The organism is Haloglomus salinum (genome assembly GCF_024298825.1).
GTDB classification, from domain to species: Archaea; Halobacteriota; Halobacteria; order Halobacteriales; family Haloarculaceae; genus Haloglomus; species Haloglomus salinum.
This window is the reverse complement of the sequence record NZ_CP101153.1, coordinates 490,612-508,295: the sequence shown is the minus strand read 5'-3', so window position 1 is coordinate 508,295 and position 17,684 is coordinate 490,612. Positions and strand designations below refer to the sequence as shown.

Below are 17,684 nucleotides of genomic sequence, written 5' to 3'. Positions count from 1 at the left end.
GGACTTCTCTCTCGTTCTCTCGACTCGATAGCGGCCGCGCTGGCTGCCCCCGGTTCAGCAGTCAGTCCGCACCGGGCACGTCGTGGCCGGCGACGTCGGTCCCCCCGTCCGCATCGACGGTCGCCGTCACACCCTCCCCGGTGGGCGAGCCGAGCGGGTTGTCGCCCACGATGTGCACCTCGCGCTGTGGGAACGGGATGCCGATGTCGGCGTCCCGGAGGCCGGCGTGGACCGCCTTCAGCAGCAGGTGCGTCGCCCGCCCGCGCAGGACCGGGTCGGCCACCCAGACGAGTAGCTCTGTCTCGATAGCGCTGTCGCCGAACTCGCGGAACCGGACCCGCGGCGAGGGGCGCTCCTGCACCAGCGACTCCGCGGCCGCCACCGCGAGCAACGTCTCCTCGACGTGGTCGAGGTCCGAGGCGTAGGCGATGCCGACGGGGATGCGGATGCGTCGCTCCCGTTTCGGCCCGGACTCGTTGATGACCCGTGCGGAGTTGAGGACGCTGTTGGGGAGCGTCACCAGCACGTCGTCGCGGGTCCGGATGGTCGTCGAGCGGATGGAGACGTCCTCGACGCGGCCGCGGTCGCCGTTCTCGGTGACGATGTAGTCGCCGACCTTGTACGTGCCGTCGAAGTAGAGCGCGATGCTCCCGAAGAAGTTCGCGATGGTGTCGCGGGCGGCGAAGCCGAGGACGATGCCGAGAATCCCCGCCGAGGCCAGCAGCGGCGTCACGTCGTAGTTCCACACACGCAGGAGCGCGAACGACGACAGGGCGATGACACCGGCGGACCAGACGTTCTGGAAGACGGGGACGACCGAGCGCTCGGCGGTCGTGGTCTCGGCGGCCGTGATGGTCCTCGAGACGCGGCGGCCGAGGCGGACGAGCGTGGCCATCCAGACGAGGACGAGCGCGGAGACGACGACCGCGGCCACGTCGGCGTCGAGCGCCGCGTCGAGTGCGAGCGGCGCCCGTGCGAAGTAGGCCCCGGCCAGCAGGGCGCTCAGGTAGAGGGCAGGGTGGACCGTCTGGAGTGCAACGTCGTCCACTTCCCCCTCGATGCGCGCCGTCAGCGCGCGGATGAGCGCGTCGCCGCCCACCTGGACGGCCCGCGCGGCCAGTACGGAGGCGAGGACGATGACGACGAGCGTCTGCCACCGCGGCAGCGTCGCCAGCCACATCATGAAGTCGGCGATGGGAGTCATTGCGTTCCACTCGCGATAGCAGGAGATAACTCTTCCCGGCGGCCTGGAGTGGCGTCGGTCCGCAACCCGAACCCGTTTTGACGCCCGGCCCGACCCGCCGCGTATGACCGACCTCACGGTGGACTTCGGGAACGCGCTTGATGTCGAGGCGACGCCGGGCGTGAGCGAGGAGGGCCTCGAGCGCCTGGACGAGCGCGTCGCGACGGCGCACGACACCATCTCGACCGGGATGGACGAGGGGGAGTTCGGCTACGCAAGCCTGAACCTGCCCGAGCGGACCGATGCGGCCGCTATCGAGTCAGCGGTCTCGGACATCGATGCCGACCACGTCCTCACCGTCGGTATCGGCGGGTCGGCGCTGGGCGCGGTCACCGTCTCGGCCGCGCTCGGCCTCGGCGACCGGCATCACACGCTCGACAACGTCGACCCCGAGGAGACGCGCCGGCTGCTCGATTCGCTCCCGCTGGACCGTACGGCGGTCAACGTCGTTTCGCGCTCCGGGACCACCGCCGAGACGCTGGCGAACTTCCTCGTCGTCCGGGCGGCGCTGGACGAGGCCGGTGTCGACTGGACCGAGCGGACGGTCGTGACGACGGGCGAGGAGGGTCCACTCCGGGCCGCAGCCAGCGAGTACGGCCTCCCCGCGCTCGACGTGCCCGAGGGCGTTCCCGGCCGGTTCTCCGCGCTTTCGGCAGTCGGGCTGGTCCCGGCGGCAATCCTCGGCGGCGACATCGAGGGGGTGCTGGCGGGCGGGGCCGCGGGTCGCGAGGCGCTGCTCGACGGGGGGTCGCTGTTCGAGTACCCCGGCTACACGTACGGCGCGGTGGCGTACGCGCTCGAAGGGCGCGGCGCGACCGTGAACGCGATGCTGCCGTATGCCGAGTCGCTGGAGCCGTTCGCGGAGTGGTTCGCCCAGCTCTGGGCCGAGTCGCTCGGGAAGGACGGCCTGGGGCAGACGCCCGCCCGGGCGCTCGGTGCGACCGACCAGCACTCCCAGCTCCAGCTCTACCGGAGCGGCCGCCACGACAAGCTCGTCACGATGGTCCGCCCGCGCGAGCGCGCCGATATCGACATCCCGGCGACGGATGTCGAGGGGATGTCCTACCTCGGCGATGCGACGCTGGGCGAGCTGCTGGACGCGGAGTTCGAGGCGACGGAGGCGTCACTGGCGGCGGCCGACCAGCCGAACGTCCGGGTGGAGGTTCCGCGGGTCGACGCGGCGGGCATCGGCCGGCTCCTGTTCGACGTCGAGGCGGCCTGTGTCCTCACGGGGGAACTCATGGGCGTGGAGACGTTCACCCAGCCCGCCGTCGAGTGGGGCAAGCGCGCGGCCCGGGGCCTGCTCGGCGGTGGCGAGTTCGCGGAGGCCGACGCGGTCGCCGAGAAGACCAGCCGCGTCGTCGGCGGGGAGTAGAGCCGACCGACGGCGGTCGCGGACCGGCGACCGTCGCTCCCGATTGAGAAAGAGGTATTCGACGGCGGCCCGAACCGACCCCATGGACGAACTGAGCGGACTGAGCGGTGCCAGCCCGGAGGAGCGGCTCCGGAGCGTCGGCACCGGTATCGGCCTCACCGTGGCCGGCTTCGTCACGGCCCTGGTGGTGCTGTTCGCCGGCGTGCAGGCGCTCGCCGCTGCGGGCATCCCCGTCCGGGAACAGCCCGTCCTCGTCGTCGGGCTGAGCATCGTCCTCCAGGGACTCGGGTTCGGTATCGCGGTCGCGGTCTACATGGCGCTCACGAAGCGATTCGACCTCCTGAAGTACCGGCTCCCGACGCTCCGGGACCTCGGCTGGGCAGCCGGTGGGCTGGTCGCGCTGTTCATCGGTTACATGGCCATCGCGCTCGTCGTCTCCCAGCTCGGCATCGAGACCGCACAGAACGCCATCGTCGAGCAGGGACGACAGAACCCTCAGCTCGTGCTCTACCTCATCCCGCTGGCCATCCTCGTGGTCGGACCGAGCGAGGAGCTGCTGTTCCGTGGTGCCATCCAGGGCGTTCTCCGGCGGGCGTACGCCCCGATTCCGGCCATCGTCATCGCGTCGTCGCTGTTCGGCGTCGCCCACGTCTTCGCGCTCTCGGGCTCGGGGACCGGCGTGCTGGTCTACATCGCTGTGACCTTCGTGCTGGGCTGTATCCTCGGGTTCGTCTACGAGCGGACGGACAACCTCGTCGTCCCCGCGCTCATCCACGGCGTCTACAACGCGATCCTGTTCTCGCTGCTGTACGTGCAGGTCAGCGGCGGAGTCTGACTCGCTGGCCGGAGCTCCTCGAACGCCAGTCGACGCCGGGCGTTGAATCAACTCAGATATTGTTACCAATTAACAGGCTTTATCCTGTACCACTCTCTGCTGTGTAGCATGACTTCGGGACGGGCGTACGGGCAGGGATACTGGTGCGGGCTGGCGTACGTGGATGCTGGAAGTGACGCCCCCGCGGCACACGCCCCGACTGCTGACGGGGCGGCGAACCGACGCGACAGCCACGACGCTCGCCACCACTGGTCGACAGAATGAGTACGCTGTCGAAGCCGAGTGCCGAGTCGTTCGACCGGCTCCCGCTGGACGGGTCGGAGCTCGTCGCGACCCTGGGGCTGGTCTTCGTGCTGAGCGGCGTCGTCTTCTGGTCACAGTCCCTCCTCCCGACGACCGAGACCGTGCCGGCCGCCCTCTACGAGCTCGTGATGCACGTACTGTTCGGGACGGTCATCCTCCTGCTGGGCATCCACATCGAGCGGAGCGAACTCGTCGCGGAGGAGCGTCGCGAGGTCATCCTCTGGTGTTTCTCGGCGTTCCTCTTCTTCTTCTGGCTCGCGGTCTGGTCGGAGCTGGACGCCGTCCTCGCGGCGACGATGACCCGGGAACTGGTCAGCAACATCGTCGTCTTCGGCAGCCTCGGCGGCGCGTTCGGCGCTATCGTCGGCGTGAACCGCGGCCGCGCGACACGGAACGAGATACTGGCCGAACGGACCGAGGACCAACGCGAGACGCTCGAACTGCTGACGCGACTGCTCCGCCACGACATCCGCAACGACATGCAGGCCGTCAACGCCCACGCCGGCTTCCTCGCCGAGGAGGACCTCAGCGAGGACGGCGAGTCGTCGCTGGGCGTCATCAGGCAGCGGAGCGACGCCATCCTCCGACTGCTGGAGGACACCTCGACGCTCATCGAGACGCTCGGCTCCGACCGGGAGCTTCGCCCCATCTCGCTCTCGACTACCGTCGAGCAGGAGGCGGTCAGCATCCGCGACGAGCATCCCGAGGTCACCGTCGAGACCGACGTGCCCGAGGACCTGCAGGTCGTCGCCGACGGCCTGCTCCACCAGCTGTTCCTGAACCTCCTCTCGAACGCGGTCGCGCACAACGACTCCGACGACCTGCGGATCCACGTCGGGGCGAAGCGACGGCAGGACCTCGTCCACATCACGGTGAGCGACAACGGGACGGGCATCCCCGAGGCGATCCGCGAGACCTGTTTCGAACTCGGCGAGAAGGGACCGGGGAGTCAGGGCGACGGCCTCGGCCTCTACCTCGTCTCGCGGCTGGTGGATGTCTATGGTGGGTCGGTCGCGGTGGACGACTCGCCGAGCGGCGGCGCACAGTTCGACATCACACTCGAGCCCGCCGACTGAGTCGACCGCCCCCGGCGTACGGGGACCGACCGTTCTGTGGACTCTGCCGGGGTGTGTTAGTTAATTACAGCCACAACGCTCATTACGTTCGTGCCGAGTAGTCACTCATGAAGCGACGTGAGTTACTCGGAGCCGGAACTGGGGCGGCGCTCGTCGGGTTGAGTGGCTGTGTCGCGACCGTCGCGAACGCGACGACGCGGACGGGGTCGGGACCCGCAGCCACGTACCTGTCGGGTGGGCAGGTCCCGACGACGTTCGACTTCGGTCTGCCCTCGGTCGAGACGACGAGCATCACGAAGGCGGCACTCACGGTATCGGGGAGTGTCGCGGGGCTCTCGGGTTCGGTCGACATCGACGGCTGGTTCACCACGAGTCAGTTCCGGTCGAAGAACTACCACTCGACGCGGAGCAACGACCCGGACAGCGAGAGTGCGTCGGGGAGCGGGGACTGCAACGACCACGACGACACGGTGTGGGACGACTGCGCCGTGGCCGCGTACCTCGACGGCGAGGCCGTCATCGGCGAGGGGTTCCTGCTCTCGCTCCCGAACGCGAAGCCGCCCGGTGGCGGAGAGCCGATGGCCGAGTTCACGCCCGACCAGTTGCTGGATGCGGTCACCGCCGGCGACGACAGCGGGGGCGGTGGTGGCTCGACATCGGCGGCGGTCAAGTTCAAGCCTGGAGCGGAACTCTCGGACACGGTCAAGCTGACCGCGGTCGGCACACCGGTCCGGAACGTCACGGTCCACAAGGAGATCGACAAGGCGTCACCGAAGATCTACGATGGCCTGACCACCGGGGGCGGGGGCGACGGGCTGCCTGGCCAGTGGCAGCAGGCGCGGACGCTCAAGGGCGGCACCATCTCCCAGACCATCCTCGGTGCCGCGGTCGTCTCGGTCGGTGGCGTTGACGGCGCGGCGGTCGACCTGCCCGCCCTCCTGCATATGAAGCGCATCCGGCACGGCGAGGACTACCTGTTCGTCGGCGGCTGGGTGCTCGACGCCGGGCGCATCTACAGCGACGCTGCCACCCTCCTGGTCGAAGCGGGTCCGAACGAGGTGGTTGGGCTCGGTGACGACGAGATCGGCAGCGCCGATGACGCGCTGCTCACTGGACGGCTCACTCGCGAGCGGAGCCGTCTCGGTGGTCTCGTCTACGATGGCCCCGCGACCGACGACCTCCTCCCGTTTCTTCCCCCTGCCCTCCGCGAGGGTGACGGGCTGGAGCGGTTCGGTACCGCCTCGAAACGGAGCGCCCGGAAGGGTCGGAACCCACAGACCGGCAAGGAGATCAAGATTCCGGCGAAGCGAGTCGCGACGACGGGAACCACCGTGGCCGCCATCCAGACACGGGCCGACCGCTGCGGACTGGAGTCGTGTGGGACCGTGGGCGAACACGCCGGTGCCCGGAAGAGCCACATCGAGCGCGCACAGTCGGCACTCGAGGACGGCGACGACGCGGCCGCCCGCGAGGAACTGCTGGCGGTCCGGGAGATCGTGGCGGGTGACATCGAGGTACTGGCCGGCGTCGAGGACCGCCAGGCGGTCGGCGACCTGCTCGGCCTGGAGCGGGCCGTCCGGCGCGAGACGGCCCTCGCGCTGGACCCGCTCGACCGGGACGTGGATGGCGACGGATTCGACGAGAGCGACGGCGAGGGGAACGATGTCGAGGAGACCGAACTGGCGGTCGAGAAGATAGAGCGTGGCATCGCCGGCGACGACGACGGCGACGGCATCTGGGACGCCATCGACGGGAGCGCCGTCGCGGGCGCGGTCTCGAGCGACAAGCTCCTGATTGCCGGCGGCGTGGTAGGGACGGCTCACACGTTCGAACTGAAGGAGGGCCGCAAGGGGATGAACGCCGTCAACGTCCAGCGGACGCGGACCGCTGGTGGTGACGCCGACGACCCGCCGCAGGTCCGGTACTGGAGCGTGTTCGGATCGGGCGATGACCACCGGGTCGTCGTGATGGTCGTCACCGACGCGGAGGGCCGAGCGATGAACAAGGCCGAACTGATCGACGCCATCGCGTCGGAGGCCGACATCACGAAGGCCGATGCCAGGCGGTCGCTCGACGCGTTCATCGACACGACTACCAAACTGCACGCGGGCATCGAGAAGGACCAGGTCAAGCGCGGGATGGTCACCGGGAAGGCAGGACCGAGTGGCGGTGCGGGCGGTTCCGTGGACCCCGTCGTCCCGCTCGTCGATGGGCCGGCCGGCGACGACGAGACACCCCTGAACACGACGGTCGTCCCGCTGGACGCGCCACTGGTCCACCTGACCGCATCGACGCGGGCACTGAAGAAGGGTGACCGGGTCGCGCTCGTCGGCTTCGGGAGCTACGCCGGGGAGTGACCAACCGGCGCCTCCGGTGGACCGGCTGATGGCCCACCCGGGGCGTCGCGACCGTCGGCCGACCCGCTGCGACCGTCAGGACGGGTTCTTGCGCGCGAGGTCGCTGCCACAGATCTCACAGCGCTCGCGGTGGTCGTCGTACTCGCGGCCGCAGCCCTGGCACTGGTATATCCAGTCGCGGCGCTCGTCGATGCCCTCCTGGGCGATGGACTCGATGCGGACCTCCAGCTGGTCGGCGGTGTTCTGCATGGCGTAGTCGTCCGTGACGAGCGTGGCGTCGAGTTCGAGCGCGGCGGCGAGCAGGCGGAGGTCCGTCCGGGAGAGTTCCGTCGCATCGCCGGTCGTCTTCGCGGCGCGCTCGACGCGCTCGACGGTCTCGCCGTCGGGCACGTGGATGCGCATCCCGCCGCCCTCCAGCGCATCGAACCGGTAGCCGGAGGCGTCGTCCTCGAGTTCCTCGCGGACGAGCGGGATGGTCGCGGTGTCGTCGTCGGTGTGGTAGTCGCCCATGAAGGCGGAGGCGTCGAGGACTCGCACTATCGGAGGCTTGGACCGGGCCATTTTGAGACTGTCGGGTCCCGGCCGAGGTGGTGGTCGGACTCGTCGGTGGGTGTAGGGTGTGTAGTTGGAGGGAGATGCAGAGACCTCCGTAGTGGATAGAACCGTGTTGGAAGCCCCTGGCCGCTCGACCGGTTACGGCTCGCTGCGCTTCTCGGTCGCTCACTTCGTTCGCTCCCTGCGGTGCTTGCGTCGCCTCACCGGGTCGAGGCGGCCAGCCCCTTCCATTCCCACCCGGGATTGACTGATTCACGGAGCGCACGCACCGAGCTAGCACGGTGCGACGCGACCCTGGAACGCCGCATCGGGCGGGACTGAAAGGGGCCGCGGGCTCGGCGGTGCCCCGGCGAAGTAAGGACCGCAGGGAACGAGCGGAGCGAGTGACCGAGGACCGCAGCGAGCCGCGGCGCCCCGAGCCCGTGGGGGCTTTCAACAGCCCTCCGTCGGCGCTGTCGCCGCAATTCACACCAGACCAAACCAGTACCTACGCACGACAGACTTGCCGATTCGGTCCCCCCGAACACTGTCCCAGCGGGACGCGCCGCTTTTGCCGCTCGAGCCCTCACTCACGCTCGTGCAATCACTCGAGGCGGACCTGGCCGCCGCGCGCGACCTGGATACGGCCGACCTCGCGGACGCCATCGAGACCATCGGCTTCGAGTGCACCCGCTGTGGCGCCTGCTGCAAGGCCGAGACCTGCGGAAGCGAGGACGGGGCGGCGGCCGACGGTGACCCCGAGCCCCACACGGCGACCGTCTTCCCGGACGAGGTGCGCGAGTTGCAGGCCGCTACAGCCGCGAACGACGACTTCGACCGCGAGTACGACTGGCGCGACGCGGCCCGTCCCATGCCGTACGGCCTCCACGAGGGCGAGGACGGCCCCGAGGGCGAGACGTTCGAGTGGGCGCTCGCGACCGATGCGTGTGGGGACTGTACCTTCTACAGGGAGGCCGACGACGGCACCGGGGCCTGCAGCGTCCACGGCTCGCGCCCACTCATCTGCCGGACCTACCCGTTCAGTGTGGTACTGAACGGCGATGGCGATGGGGACGGGAACGAGGACGAGGGTGCCGAACTCGCCCAGCCGATGGGCGCGGCGGTCGACCGGGAAGGCGCGGTCCGGGCCCACGAGTGTGAGGGCCTCGGCCGCGATATCTCTCGGGCGGACGCAGAGGCGCTCGCGGCCGCGCTGAAAGAGCGCGCCGTCCGGGAACTGGAGGAGGCTATCGCCGTCCGCGACGAGTACGAACCCGCGAACGTCGGCGGCGTGGTTGTCCACGACTCCGAGGGCGCGAAGCGACCCGACGGGACGCCGCTCGATGGAGCCGAGTGACAACGCATGTTTCGTTGGTAACGTGCTATATATCTTTACTATGTTCCGTATTATGAGAAAATGCGCCATATAGTGTCGGTAGTGCAGATGGTCTCAACCCATCCGACGCCACCGGAGGCTCAGCGACGGAGCGATGGTTGTCCCACGAGCGTCCGGGCGAGCGGTCCGACAGCGTCGTTCCGGCGGTACCTTGAATACGCACCCGCCGGCAGTTGAGCGTAGAACTCTCATGGAGATCTCCGAGAAGCTGCTCTGTCTGTTCAACGCGGATGTCGAGGCCGAAGAGGACCGGTTCGTCGTGGAGGTGCCGCGCCGTGAGGTCGACACGGGCGCCGTCGAGGCGGGCGAGACCTACCGGGTTGCACTCATCAGCACCGACCAGGAGGGCACTGCCGAGGTCGAGGAGGCCTCGGAGCCGGCGACGGCGCCCGACGAACCCCAGCCGCCGGTCGAGCGCGGCGAGATCCGCTACGTCGAGGTCGAGGACCTCGGCAAGCAGGGCGACGGCATCGCCCGCGTCGAGCGCGGCTACGTCATCATCGTTCCAGACGCCGAGGTCGGTGAGCGCGTCAAGATCGAGATCACGGAGGTCAAGTCGAACTTCGCGGTCGGCGAGATCATCGAATAACGCTCGTCCTCGAGCTTCTTTCGGGTTCGAGCTCGCCGGCTCCGTCGGGGAACCGCTCACCCGAGGTCGTGAACGAGTGGGCGGTCGAACGTCGGCTCGGTTCCGAGATACCGGCAATCGCCACGAAACTGCAGTACTGGCGGGTCTCGCCCTGGATTCAACCCACAGATTATACTCGCTGCCACGTCTACACGATTGTAGCGAGGATTCGATGAGCGAAACTCCGGACAACGGCACCGAGTGGATCGGAGCGACGGACGGTGAGCCCGAGGGCGTCTACGAGGTGATCTTCCGCGAGATGGAGGATGCCGTCTTCCTGATAGACGTCGAGGGGCGGGATGGCGACTACGTGTTCACGTTCCGACGGAACAACGCCTCACACGAAAGTCGGACCGGCCTCTCCGAGGACGAACTACGGGGGCAGACCCCGCGGGACCTTCTCGGCGACGAACAGGGCGCGGTCGTCGCAGCGAACTACCGCCGCTGTATCGAACAGGGAGAGACCATCGAGTACGAGGAGGAGCTGGCCCTCCCGGGCGGAACGAGTCACTGGCAGACGAAACTCACCCCCATCACCGACGACGGGCAGGTAACGCAGATCGTCGGGGTCGCACGGGACATCACGGAGCAACGGGAGCAGGAACGGGAGCTACGGCGTATCCATCGCCGGTTCGAGGCGGTCATGGAGACCATGTCCGCGGCCGTCTTCCTGAAGGATACCGACGGCCAGTATCTGATGATGAACCGGGCGTGCCGTGACCTGTTCAACGTCGGCAACCAGGACATCGTCGGGTTGACCGATGAGGAACTCGTCCCGCCGGAGACGGCTGAGAAGGCCAGAGCCGACGACCGGCGAGTCGTCGAGGACGGCGAGATGCTCGAGATAGAGGAGACGGTTCCGACAGCTGCGGGGAACACCGTTCGGCTGACGCGGAAATCCCCCGTCTACGACGACGAGGACGACGAGGTCGTGGCCATCTGTGGGGTTTCGACCGATATCACCGACCAGAAACGACGAGAGAAGGAGTTCCAGCGCCTCGTGGAACGGTTCGAACTCGCCGTCGAAGGCGCGAAACTGGGCGTCTGGGACTGGGATCTGACCACCGACGAGGTCGAATTCAACGACCAGTGGGCCCGGATGCTCGGATACGCACCCGAGGAGATCGGTTCCCATCTCGAGGAATGGGAACGGCGCGTCCATCCGGACGACCTGGACCGAGTCGAGGATGCTCTGGAGAACCATCTCGCGGGCAGAACCGAACTCTACGACGCGGAACACCGGATGCGAACCGCCGACGGCACCTGGAACTGGATTCGCGATGTCGGGAAGGTCGCCGAGCGTGACGCGGACGGCGAGCCGGTTCGGGCCGTCGGAATCCACCTCGACATCGACGACCGGAAACAGTACGAACGAACGCTCGAGCGCCAGCGTGACAACCTGGAGGTGCTCAACCAGGTCGTCCGCCACGACGTGCGTAACGCCCTCCAGCTCGTGCTCGCGTACACGGGGATACTGGAAGACCACGTTCAGGAGGACGGCGAGGCATACCTCCGACAGATTCTGGACGCGGGTCGCGAGGCCGTCGACATCACCCGAACCGCCGGTGAGGTCACCAAGGTCCTGCTCCGCTCGGAGGCCGACCGTGCGCCGTTGCGCGTCGGGCCGGTTATCGAGAAACAGGTCGAGGAGGTGCGAACCAGCCACGAGCGCGCCATCGTCTCGGTCGACGGACAGGTCCCGAACGCGAGGGTGCTCGCTGATGACATGCTGGAGTCGGTGTTCCGCAACCTGTTGAACAACGCAATCGTCCACAACGACGAGGAGGTCCCCGAGGTCACTCTTTCGGCGACCGCCGAGGACCGGCGGCTTCTGGTCCGTATCGCGGACAACGGCCCAGGGATTCCTGACGACCAGAAGGCGAAGATCTTCGAGAAGGGCGAGAAAGGCCTGGAGAGCGAGGGAACTGGCCTGGGGCTGTATCTCGTCCAGACGCTCGTGGACCGCTACGGGGGAGAGGTCCGGGTCACGGACAACGAACCGGAAGGGAGCGTGTTCGTCGTGGAGTTGGTCCGTCACGAGGAACCCAGTGATGGCGCCCCATGACGGGTCGAGCGAGCCCGAAGATTCCGGGACGGGTGCTTCGATACCGCAGGTACGGAGCCTCGTAACCGCCGGTCGAGCGTCCCCCTCGCGGGAGATGGTCCATCGAAAGCCGCTTTTCCGCGCATACCGAGTACGACACATGGAGATCCGCATCGTGACGGGAACCGGCGCCGGGCGCACGGCGCTGTCGGCCTACGACGCCGCGCTCGCCGCCGCCAACGTCCACGACTACAACCTCGTGACGGTCTCGTCGGTGGTGCCCGCGGAGGCCACGGTGGAGGTCGTCGGGACCGCGCCGGACCTCGGGGCCGTCGGGAACCGGCTGACCGTCGTCGAGGCGCGGGCGACCGTCGGCCCCGGCGCGGACGACACGGCCAGTGCGGCGCTGGGGTGGACCCGGGCGGCCGACGGACGGGGACTGTTCTACGAGGCCTCGGGGCCGGACGCCGAGACCGCGCGCGAGGTCGTCGCGACCGGCCTCGACGACGGCGTCACGCTCCGGGACTGGGAGCCCGTCACCCGTGGCATCGAGACGGTCCGGGCCGACCCCGACGACCCGGACGTGGTGGCCGGCGGGACGGTCCCCGACGAGCGGTACACGGTGGCGCTCGCGCTGGCGGTGTACGGCGATTCGACACCCATCGTGTCTCGGTAGCGGACCGTGGACGGATGCCCATTCCCCGGGCGGCGCCGACGGGTTTATGCCGGGGGCACGCCAACCTCCGGGCCGTTCAATCAATGCACGGAAACACGCCGTACGCCGGGCCCGAGGAGGAGGAGACGACGAGCGCCCAGCGGCGCTCCCTCCGGCGTGACCTCGCGTCGGTGACAGCCTCGACGCGGTCGCTGCTCACGGATGATTTCGTCGTCGGCGGCGAGGTGACCGATGGCGCGGACGGACTCAGCGCCACGGTCGCGGTCCGTCCACCCATCGGTCAGGTCGTGACCGTCCACCTCGACCCGGACGAACTGACCGGAGAACTCGCCTCGGAACTCGCCGCCGGCGCCGCGCTCCAGATGCTCCGCTCGCCGGAGGGCGTCCCGGACCACGCGTCGTGACGGAACCGCGCGCCGGCTCAGACCGGCGACGCGAAGAACAGCGCCCAGCCGACGATTCCTGCCGACACCAGGCTCGCCGCACCCAGCGCCAGCGTGACCGACAGCGATGAGACCAGCGCGACGACTGCGCCCAGCGCCAGCGGCGCCGGCACGGCCGCCAGCACTGCGTCGTAGCCGCCCACATCCCGCGCTGCGGCCGCCTCAGCCTCGCTCCCCTGTGGATGGGCCTCGGCGTGGACGTGTGCGGCGACCGGGTCGGACTCCGGCTCTGAGCGAGCGCGGTCGCTCGGCGCGTCGGTCGACTGGGTCACAGCAGGGACGTGCTTCGCGAGCTAATTAAATATTATTGCCTCGGACCGACGTGGTCAGCTCCCCACCCGATACAGAACGGGGCTACCTACGCGGGCGCCCGAAAGGGTTTCATCGGGCCACGTCTCGGGTACCGCACACCGTCCTGCTCATGAGAGACCGAACCATCACCCTCCTCGTCGCCTGCCTCGTGCTCACGACCGGCTGTTCGTTCCTCGCACCGAATCCGGACAGCTACACCAGCCACCACTACTACTCGCTCGGTGTGGACCTCGGCGGCAACGTCTCGGACGTCACTATCCGGCTTCCGGTCCCCCAGCAGGACGGGGCGGCGACGTACAACGTGACCACGCTCACCGGCAACGGGACCGTCGAGGGGGTGTTCGACGCGACGGTCGTCGAGACCGACCGCGGCCCGATGCTCGAGTTGACCGCCGACGAGGTGACCGTCGAGCCGCGCTACTACCGGTTCGTCGTGGAGGGTGAAATGGGGCGGCGCGAGCGCATCTCCGAGAGCGAGTACGACCCCTCGGACCCCGACCACCAGCAGGTCGACCGTCGCTCGGTCGGCCTGCGTGCCGACCAGCAGGTCGAGTATCCCATCGAGACACAGGCGCCGCTCGGTGCCTCGCCGACGTTGTACGCCGACGACGCGGTGAGCCGTGAACTCACAGCGTGTGGCCCCACCAGCATGGAATCGGCGACCTGCTTCGCGTACGACGCACCCGTCTACCTCTCGTACGAGGCCGGGAGCGATGTCCGGGTCACCGGCGTCGTCTCCGTCGAGGGCTCGAACGAGTGGTTCGCCGGCGGCTGGACCGGGAACAGCTACGTCGACCGCGTCAGATTCAGCGCGACCGGCGCGCAGGACGGCTGGGCCAGGTTCGAGGGCGAGACCGAGACCGGCATCGGGAGCTACCCTGCTCCCGAGCCGTGAGGCGCCACGGACGGAACGGATAGCCAGCGGCGACACCGCGTTCTCTTCGGGCTCGGCAACTCCGACCGGATATCGCCGGTCCGAGCGTGACGAACAGCAGATTCCGTGGCGATTCATCGCCCGCCTGTCGAGGAACAGCAATCGAACCAGAATATTTTGCCGGATGATGGACAATCTCGTGGTATGGCGTCACGTACAGTCGACATCGGTCTCCGAATCGAGGCGTTCGTGGCCGCTGTCACGGGAACCGGGCTCATCCTGTTCGGCGGCCCCGCGCTCACTGCGCTCGGAATCGTGCTGGTCGTCCTCGGACTCGTCAGCCTCATCCCGGTCGTGGGGTTGTCTGTCGGGGAGTGGCAAGCCACCTGAGTGCTTCCTGCACGCGGAGCGTGGCCGGGGCGCGCCCGGACGTGAACGGTTTTGTCGCCCCCAGCCGACGGGCCGGCGTGGAGTACTCGGCAGCGTTCGAGACCGACATCGAGGACCTCGAACGGGTGGTCGTGGAACTGGTCGAGGCCGACGAGGGGCAGGAATCGGACGCAGTCCACCGTGACTACCTCGTGGTCCTCGACCACGTCATCAACACCTATCCGGTCCCCGCGGCGGCGGTCCGGTCGCACGCCGAGCGCGTGGCGGCCATCCGCGACAACAACGACCCCGGAACGGCCTCGAAGCGGGTCGCGACCCAGCACGAGGTGTTCCTCGACGAGGTCTGCGACGACTACGAGCCCGTGTTCTGAGCGCACCGAGTGTCCGCACAGGACCGGGACCAGCGTCTATGAGGCCAGGCTCCGCACGTGTGGTACGGACGACGAGAGCGCCTACGACCGGGAGCGGCTCGACTCGGTACCGGCGGCGGAGTTACTGCAGGAGTACCACGACGTGGTCCACCACCTCGGCATCTGCGCCGCCGAGGGCCAGGTCGACCTGCGGGAACGCCGCTGGGAAGAGTTCCTGTTCGACGCGCTACTGTCGCGGCTGGCGTCGGACGGTGACGGGGCGAAGTGAGAGCGACTGGTGAGGGCGGCCTACTTGCCCCAGAAGGGGTCGCGCTTGCGGTGCTTGTCGAGGTACATCCCGAGCGCCTCGAGTTCGTCGGCCGGAATCTCGTCGGAGAGCTCCTGTTCGAGAATCTTCGCGTGTTTCTCGGGCAGGTCCACCCACAGCTCGTCGCCCTCCTCTATCTGCCGGCCGACAGTGGGCCCGTCGATTGAGACGGCCGCGCGCTCGCCCGCGCGCAGTTCGTCGATGTCCTCGCCCTCGTCCTGGATGGATTTGAGGTCGCCGACACGGGTCTGCTCGTTGCCCTCCCACTTGGCGATCTTCGAGTTGCGCTTCAGCGTCCCCGAGAGCACCTCGACGCCCACGACGGCGGGGTTGGACTGGCGGAAGGTGTGGTCCTGCAGGACCTGGAAGCGGGCCGGGCGGGATATCTTGTCGAGGACGTTCTCCTGCTGGGCACGCTCGATTTCGGCGACGTGCTCCTCGTACTCCTCGACGAGCTGGTAGATGACGTCGTCCTCGAAGAGGGTGACGCCGGTCTCCTTCGCGCGGCGCTCGGCGTCCGGGAGCACGTCGACGTTGAACGCGAGGATGCACTCGTGTTTGGACTCGCCGGCGGTGTCGGCCACCGCGATGTCACGGGGCGCCACGTCCCCGACCTCGGCGCGGACGATGGGGACCTCGGCCTCCTCGAGTGCGTCGGCGATGGCCTCCAGCGAGCCGAGGGTGTCGGCCTTGACGACCACGCCCTCCTCGGCGGTGTGGACCTCGAACTGCGCGAGTTCCTGCTTCACCTCCTCGATGACCGTCTCGCGGTCCTGGTCGCGGACGACCCGGACGGGCGCGCCCGCCATCGCGCGGTCGAGGTCGGGTGCGGCGATCTTGATACCCGCCGCGGCGACGACCTCGTCGACGTTCTCGAACCGGCTCTCGGTTCGAATCTCCGCCAGGGGTCGGGGCTGGAGCAGCGCGCGCACCTCCGTCACGATGGGGTCGTTCTGCCCGCCGACGACGATGATGTCGTCCTCGCGGACGGTCCCGTCGTAGAGGACCACGTCGATGGTGGTGCCGAAGCCCTGCTCGTCCTTGACCTCCAGCACCGTCCCGGCGCCGGGACCGGCGGTGTCGATGGACATCTCCTCTTTCATGTAGCGCTGGGAGAGGCCCATCATCACCGCCAGCAGGTCCGGGACGCCCTCGCCGGTCATCGCCGAGCAGGGGACGACGCCGATGTTCGAGCGGAAGTCCTGCACCCGCCAGTACATGTCCGAGGAGAACTCGTTGTCGGACATCTGGCCGATAATCTCGTAGAGGCGCTCGTTGAGGTCGGACTCGGCACGGTCGGACTGGGCCTCGATGGACTGCTGGATGGGCGTGTCCGGCTGTGGGTTCCAGCCGGGGACGGTGTCGACCTTGTTCGCGGCGACGATGAAGGGCGTCTGGGTCCGCTTGAGGATGTCGATGGCCTCCAGCGTCTGTGGCTGGAAGCCGTCGTTCACGTCGACGACGAGGATGGCGATGTCGGCGAGCGCCCCCCCGCGCGAGCGGAGCGTGGAGAACGAGTGGTGGCCGGGCGTGTCGATGAACAGCAGGCCCGGCAGGTCGAAGTCGTCGGGGTCGACCAGCTTGCCCGACAGCTCCGAGATGACATCCAGCGGGACGGCGGTCGCGCCGATGTGCTGGGTGATGGCCCCGGCCTCGCCCTCGGTCACCGCGGAGCCGCGGATCTTGTCCAGCAGCGTCGTCTTCCCGTGGTCGACGTGGCCGAGAACGGCCACGATGGGCGTGCGGAGTTCGCCGGGGGCTGTCTCGTCCTCGGCGTCGGCGTCGGCGTCAGCGTTTGACATATGGAGATCACCCGAGAAGGTTCGTTGACGTGTGGTGCGGTCCGAGGGGGTTTGAACCTGTCCAACCCGTCTCGCCGTGGCCCGGCCGTACGGGACGCGCCGGGAGCGTCACTCGACGGTGAACGACGCCGTCATGCCACTGCTCTGGTGTGGGATGCATTTGTAGTCGTACGACCCCGGGATGTCGAAGGTGTAGACGTAGCTGTAGTCGCTCCCGTACGTGGTCAGATTGTCCCCGGGGGTGCCCGTCCAGTCCGCGTCCGAGGGGATGCCGTCGGGCTTGACGTTGTGGCCGCTCCCGTCCCACGTCCAGAGCACGGTGTCGCCCGCGGAGATGGTGAACGAGGCCGGGTCGAACCGGAGGTTACCGCTCGGCGCCACGGTCACCTCCATGTCGGGGACGGGGGTCGGCGTCCCCGTCGGGGTCGGGCTCTCGGTCGCGGTCGGTTTGTCCGTCGGTGTGGCCGTGTCCGTCGCGGTGGGCGTCATCTGGTCGCTCGTCGTCCCCATCGCCTCGGTCGGCGTGGCCGTGGGCTCGTATGTCGCCGTCGGGGTCGACCCGCCATCGCCGCCGCCGTCGCCGCCGTCGTTCGTACAGCCCGCGAGTGTGACCGGTATCCCTGCGGCCGCGGCCGCGCGGAGGAATCGTCGTCGTTCCATGTCCCGCTAGCGGATGGGTGGACGCAAAAGCGTTGACCAGATTCCGACCCGAAATCCC

The 17,684-nt window shown here is 68.4% G+C and carries 19 protein-coding genes; 14 read left to right on the top strand and 5 right to left on the bottom strand.

Annotation, left to right across the window (positions count from 1 at the left end; genetic code table 11):
- Positions 1–61 precede the first annotated feature (61 nt).
- The gene (locus tag NL115_RS02435) at positions 62–1,204 is read right to left on the bottom strand and encodes a mechanosensitive ion channel family protein (RefSeq protein ID WP_254831635.1); all 1,143 of its coding nucleotides are present in this window, start codon (positions 1,202–1,204) and stop codon (positions 62–64) included.
- Between the two features lie 103 nt (positions 1,205–1,307).
- Between NL115_RS02435 and NL115_RS02430 the strand changes: the two genes are divergently transcribed.
- The 5 genes from NL115_RS02430 (at position 1,308) to NL115_RS02410 (ending at position 7,189) form a co-directional block, all read left to right on the top strand.
- Complete coding sequence (locus NL115_RS02430) at positions 1,308–2,618, top strand: phosphoglucose isomerase-related protein (RefSeq protein WP_254831634.1); 1,311 nt, start codon at positions 1,308–1,310, stop codon at positions 2,616–2,618.
- Positions 2,619–2,700: 82 nt separating this feature from the next.
- Positions 2,701–3,453 (top strand): CPBP family intramembrane glutamic endopeptidase, encoded by a 753-nt coding sequence (locus NL115_RS02425; RefSeq protein WP_254831633.1) that lies wholly within the window; start codon positions 2,701–2,703, stop codon positions 3,451–3,453.
- Between the two features lie 108 nt (positions 3,454–3,561).
- Positions 3,562–3,717 carry a hypothetical protein gene (locus NL115_RS02420; protein WP_254831632.1) on the top strand — a complete coding sequence of 52 codons (156 nt, stop codon included), beginning with the start codon at positions 3,562–3,564 and terminating at the stop codon, positions 3,715–3,717.
- Positions 3,714–4,832 (top strand): sensor histidine kinase, encoded by a 1,119-nt coding sequence (locus NL115_RS02415; RefSeq protein WP_254831631.1) that lies wholly within the window; start codon positions 3,714–3,716, stop codon positions 4,830–4,832. Before NL115_RS02420 ends, NL115_RS02415 begins: the two co-directional genes overlap by 4 nt.
- A gap of 107 nt (positions 4,833–4,939) precedes the next feature.
- Positions 4,940–7,189, top strand: coding sequence for an HU family DNA-binding protein (locus tag NL115_RS02410; RefSeq protein WP_254831630.1), 2,250 nt, complete (start codon positions 4,940–4,942; stop codon positions 7,187–7,189).
- Between the two features lie 75 nt (positions 7,190–7,264).
- On the opposite strand, the gene NL115_RS02405 is transcribed toward NL115_RS02410, so the two are convergent.
- Positions 7,265–7,726, bottom strand: coding sequence for an NOB1 family endonuclease (locus tag NL115_RS02405; RefSeq protein WP_254831629.1), 462 nt, complete (start codon positions 7,724–7,726; stop codon positions 7,265–7,267).
- 595 nt (positions 7,727–8,321) lie between these two features.
- On the opposite strand from NL115_RS02405, the gene NL115_RS02400 reads away from it, so the two are divergent.
- The 5 genes from NL115_RS02400 to NL115_RS02380 all read left to right on the top strand — a co-directional run bounded on the left by NL115_RS02400 (position 8,322) and on the right by NL115_RS02380 (position 12,871).
- Positions 8,322–9,080, top strand: a complete 759-nt coding sequence (locus NL115_RS02400; RefSeq protein ID WP_254831628.1) for a YkgJ family cysteine cluster protein — start codon at positions 8,322–8,324, stop codon at positions 9,078–9,080.
- A 229-nt stretch (positions 9,081–9,309) separates the two neighbouring features.
- A complete protein-coding gene (locus NL115_RS02395; protein ID WP_254823163.1) occupies positions 9,310–9,708 on the top strand; it encodes a TRAM domain-containing protein in 399 nt (132 codons plus the stop codon).
- A gap of 211 nt (positions 9,709–9,919) precedes the next feature.
- Positions 9,920–11,812, top strand: coding sequence for a PAS domain S-box protein (locus tag NL115_RS02390; protein ID WP_254831627.1), 1,893 nt, complete (start codon positions 9,920–9,922; stop codon positions 11,810–11,812).
- A gap of 139 nt (positions 11,813–11,951) precedes the next feature.
- Positions 11,952–12,467: a pyruvoyl-dependent arginine decarboxylase gene (locus NL115_RS02385; RefSeq protein ID WP_254831626.1), complete on the top strand. Its 516-nt coding sequence runs from the start codon at positions 11,952–11,954 to the stop codon at positions 12,465–12,467.
- An 83-nt stretch (positions 12,468–12,550) separates the two neighbouring features.
- Complete coding sequence (locus NL115_RS02380) at positions 12,551–12,871, top strand: DUF5811 family protein (protein ID WP_254831625.1); 321 nt, start codon at positions 12,551–12,553, stop codon at positions 12,869–12,871.
- 17 nt (positions 12,872–12,888) lie between these two features.
- On the opposite strand, the gene NL115_RS02375 is transcribed toward NL115_RS02380, so the two are convergent.
- The gene (locus NL115_RS02375) at positions 12,889–13,182 is read right to left on the bottom strand and encodes a DUF8015 family protein (protein ID WP_254831624.1); all 294 of its coding nucleotides are present in this window, start codon (positions 13,180–13,182) and stop codon (positions 12,889–12,891) included.
- A gap of 149 nt (positions 13,183–13,331) precedes the next feature.
- Here NL115_RS02375 and NL115_RS02370 point away from each other — a divergent pair, with 149 nt between their 5' ends.
- The 4 genes from NL115_RS02370 to NL115_RS20585 all read left to right on the top strand — a co-directional run bounded on the left by NL115_RS02370 (position 13,332) and on the right by NL115_RS20585 (position 15,125).
- Positions 13,332–14,117 (top strand): hypothetical protein, encoded by a 786-nt coding sequence (locus NL115_RS02370; protein WP_254831623.1) that lies wholly within the window; start codon positions 13,332–13,334, stop codon positions 14,115–14,117.
- Between the two features lie 183 nt (positions 14,118–14,300).
- Positions 14,301–14,486 (top strand): hypothetical protein, encoded by a 186-nt coding sequence (locus tag NL115_RS02365; protein WP_254831622.1) that lies wholly within the window; start codon positions 14,301–14,303, stop codon positions 14,484–14,486.
- A 77-nt stretch (positions 14,487–14,563) separates the two neighbouring features.
- Positions 14,564–14,857, top strand: coding sequence for a hypothetical protein (locus NL115_RS02360; protein ID WP_254831621.1), 294 nt, complete (start codon positions 14,564–14,566; stop codon positions 14,855–14,857).
- 142 nt (positions 14,858–14,999) lie between these two features.
- Positions 15,000–15,125 carry a hypothetical protein gene (locus NL115_RS20585; RefSeq protein WP_286667660.1) on the top strand — a complete coding sequence of 42 codons (126 nt, stop codon included), beginning with the start codon at positions 15,000–15,002 and terminating at the stop codon, positions 15,123–15,125.
- Between the two features lie 20 nt (positions 15,126–15,145).
- On the opposite strand, the gene infB is transcribed toward NL115_RS20585, so the two are convergent.
- A complete protein-coding gene (gene infB, locus NL115_RS02355; protein WP_254831620.1) occupies positions 15,146–16,966 on the bottom strand; it encodes a translation initiation factor IF-2 in 1,821 nt (606 codons plus the stop codon).
- 108 nt (positions 16,967–17,074) lie between these two features.
- Positions 17,075–17,626: a plastocyanin/azurin family copper-binding protein gene (locus NL115_RS02350; protein WP_254831619.1), complete on the bottom strand. Its 552-nt coding sequence runs from the start codon at positions 17,624–17,626 to the stop codon at positions 17,075–17,077.
- Positions 17,627–17,684: the final 58 nt, after the last annotated feature.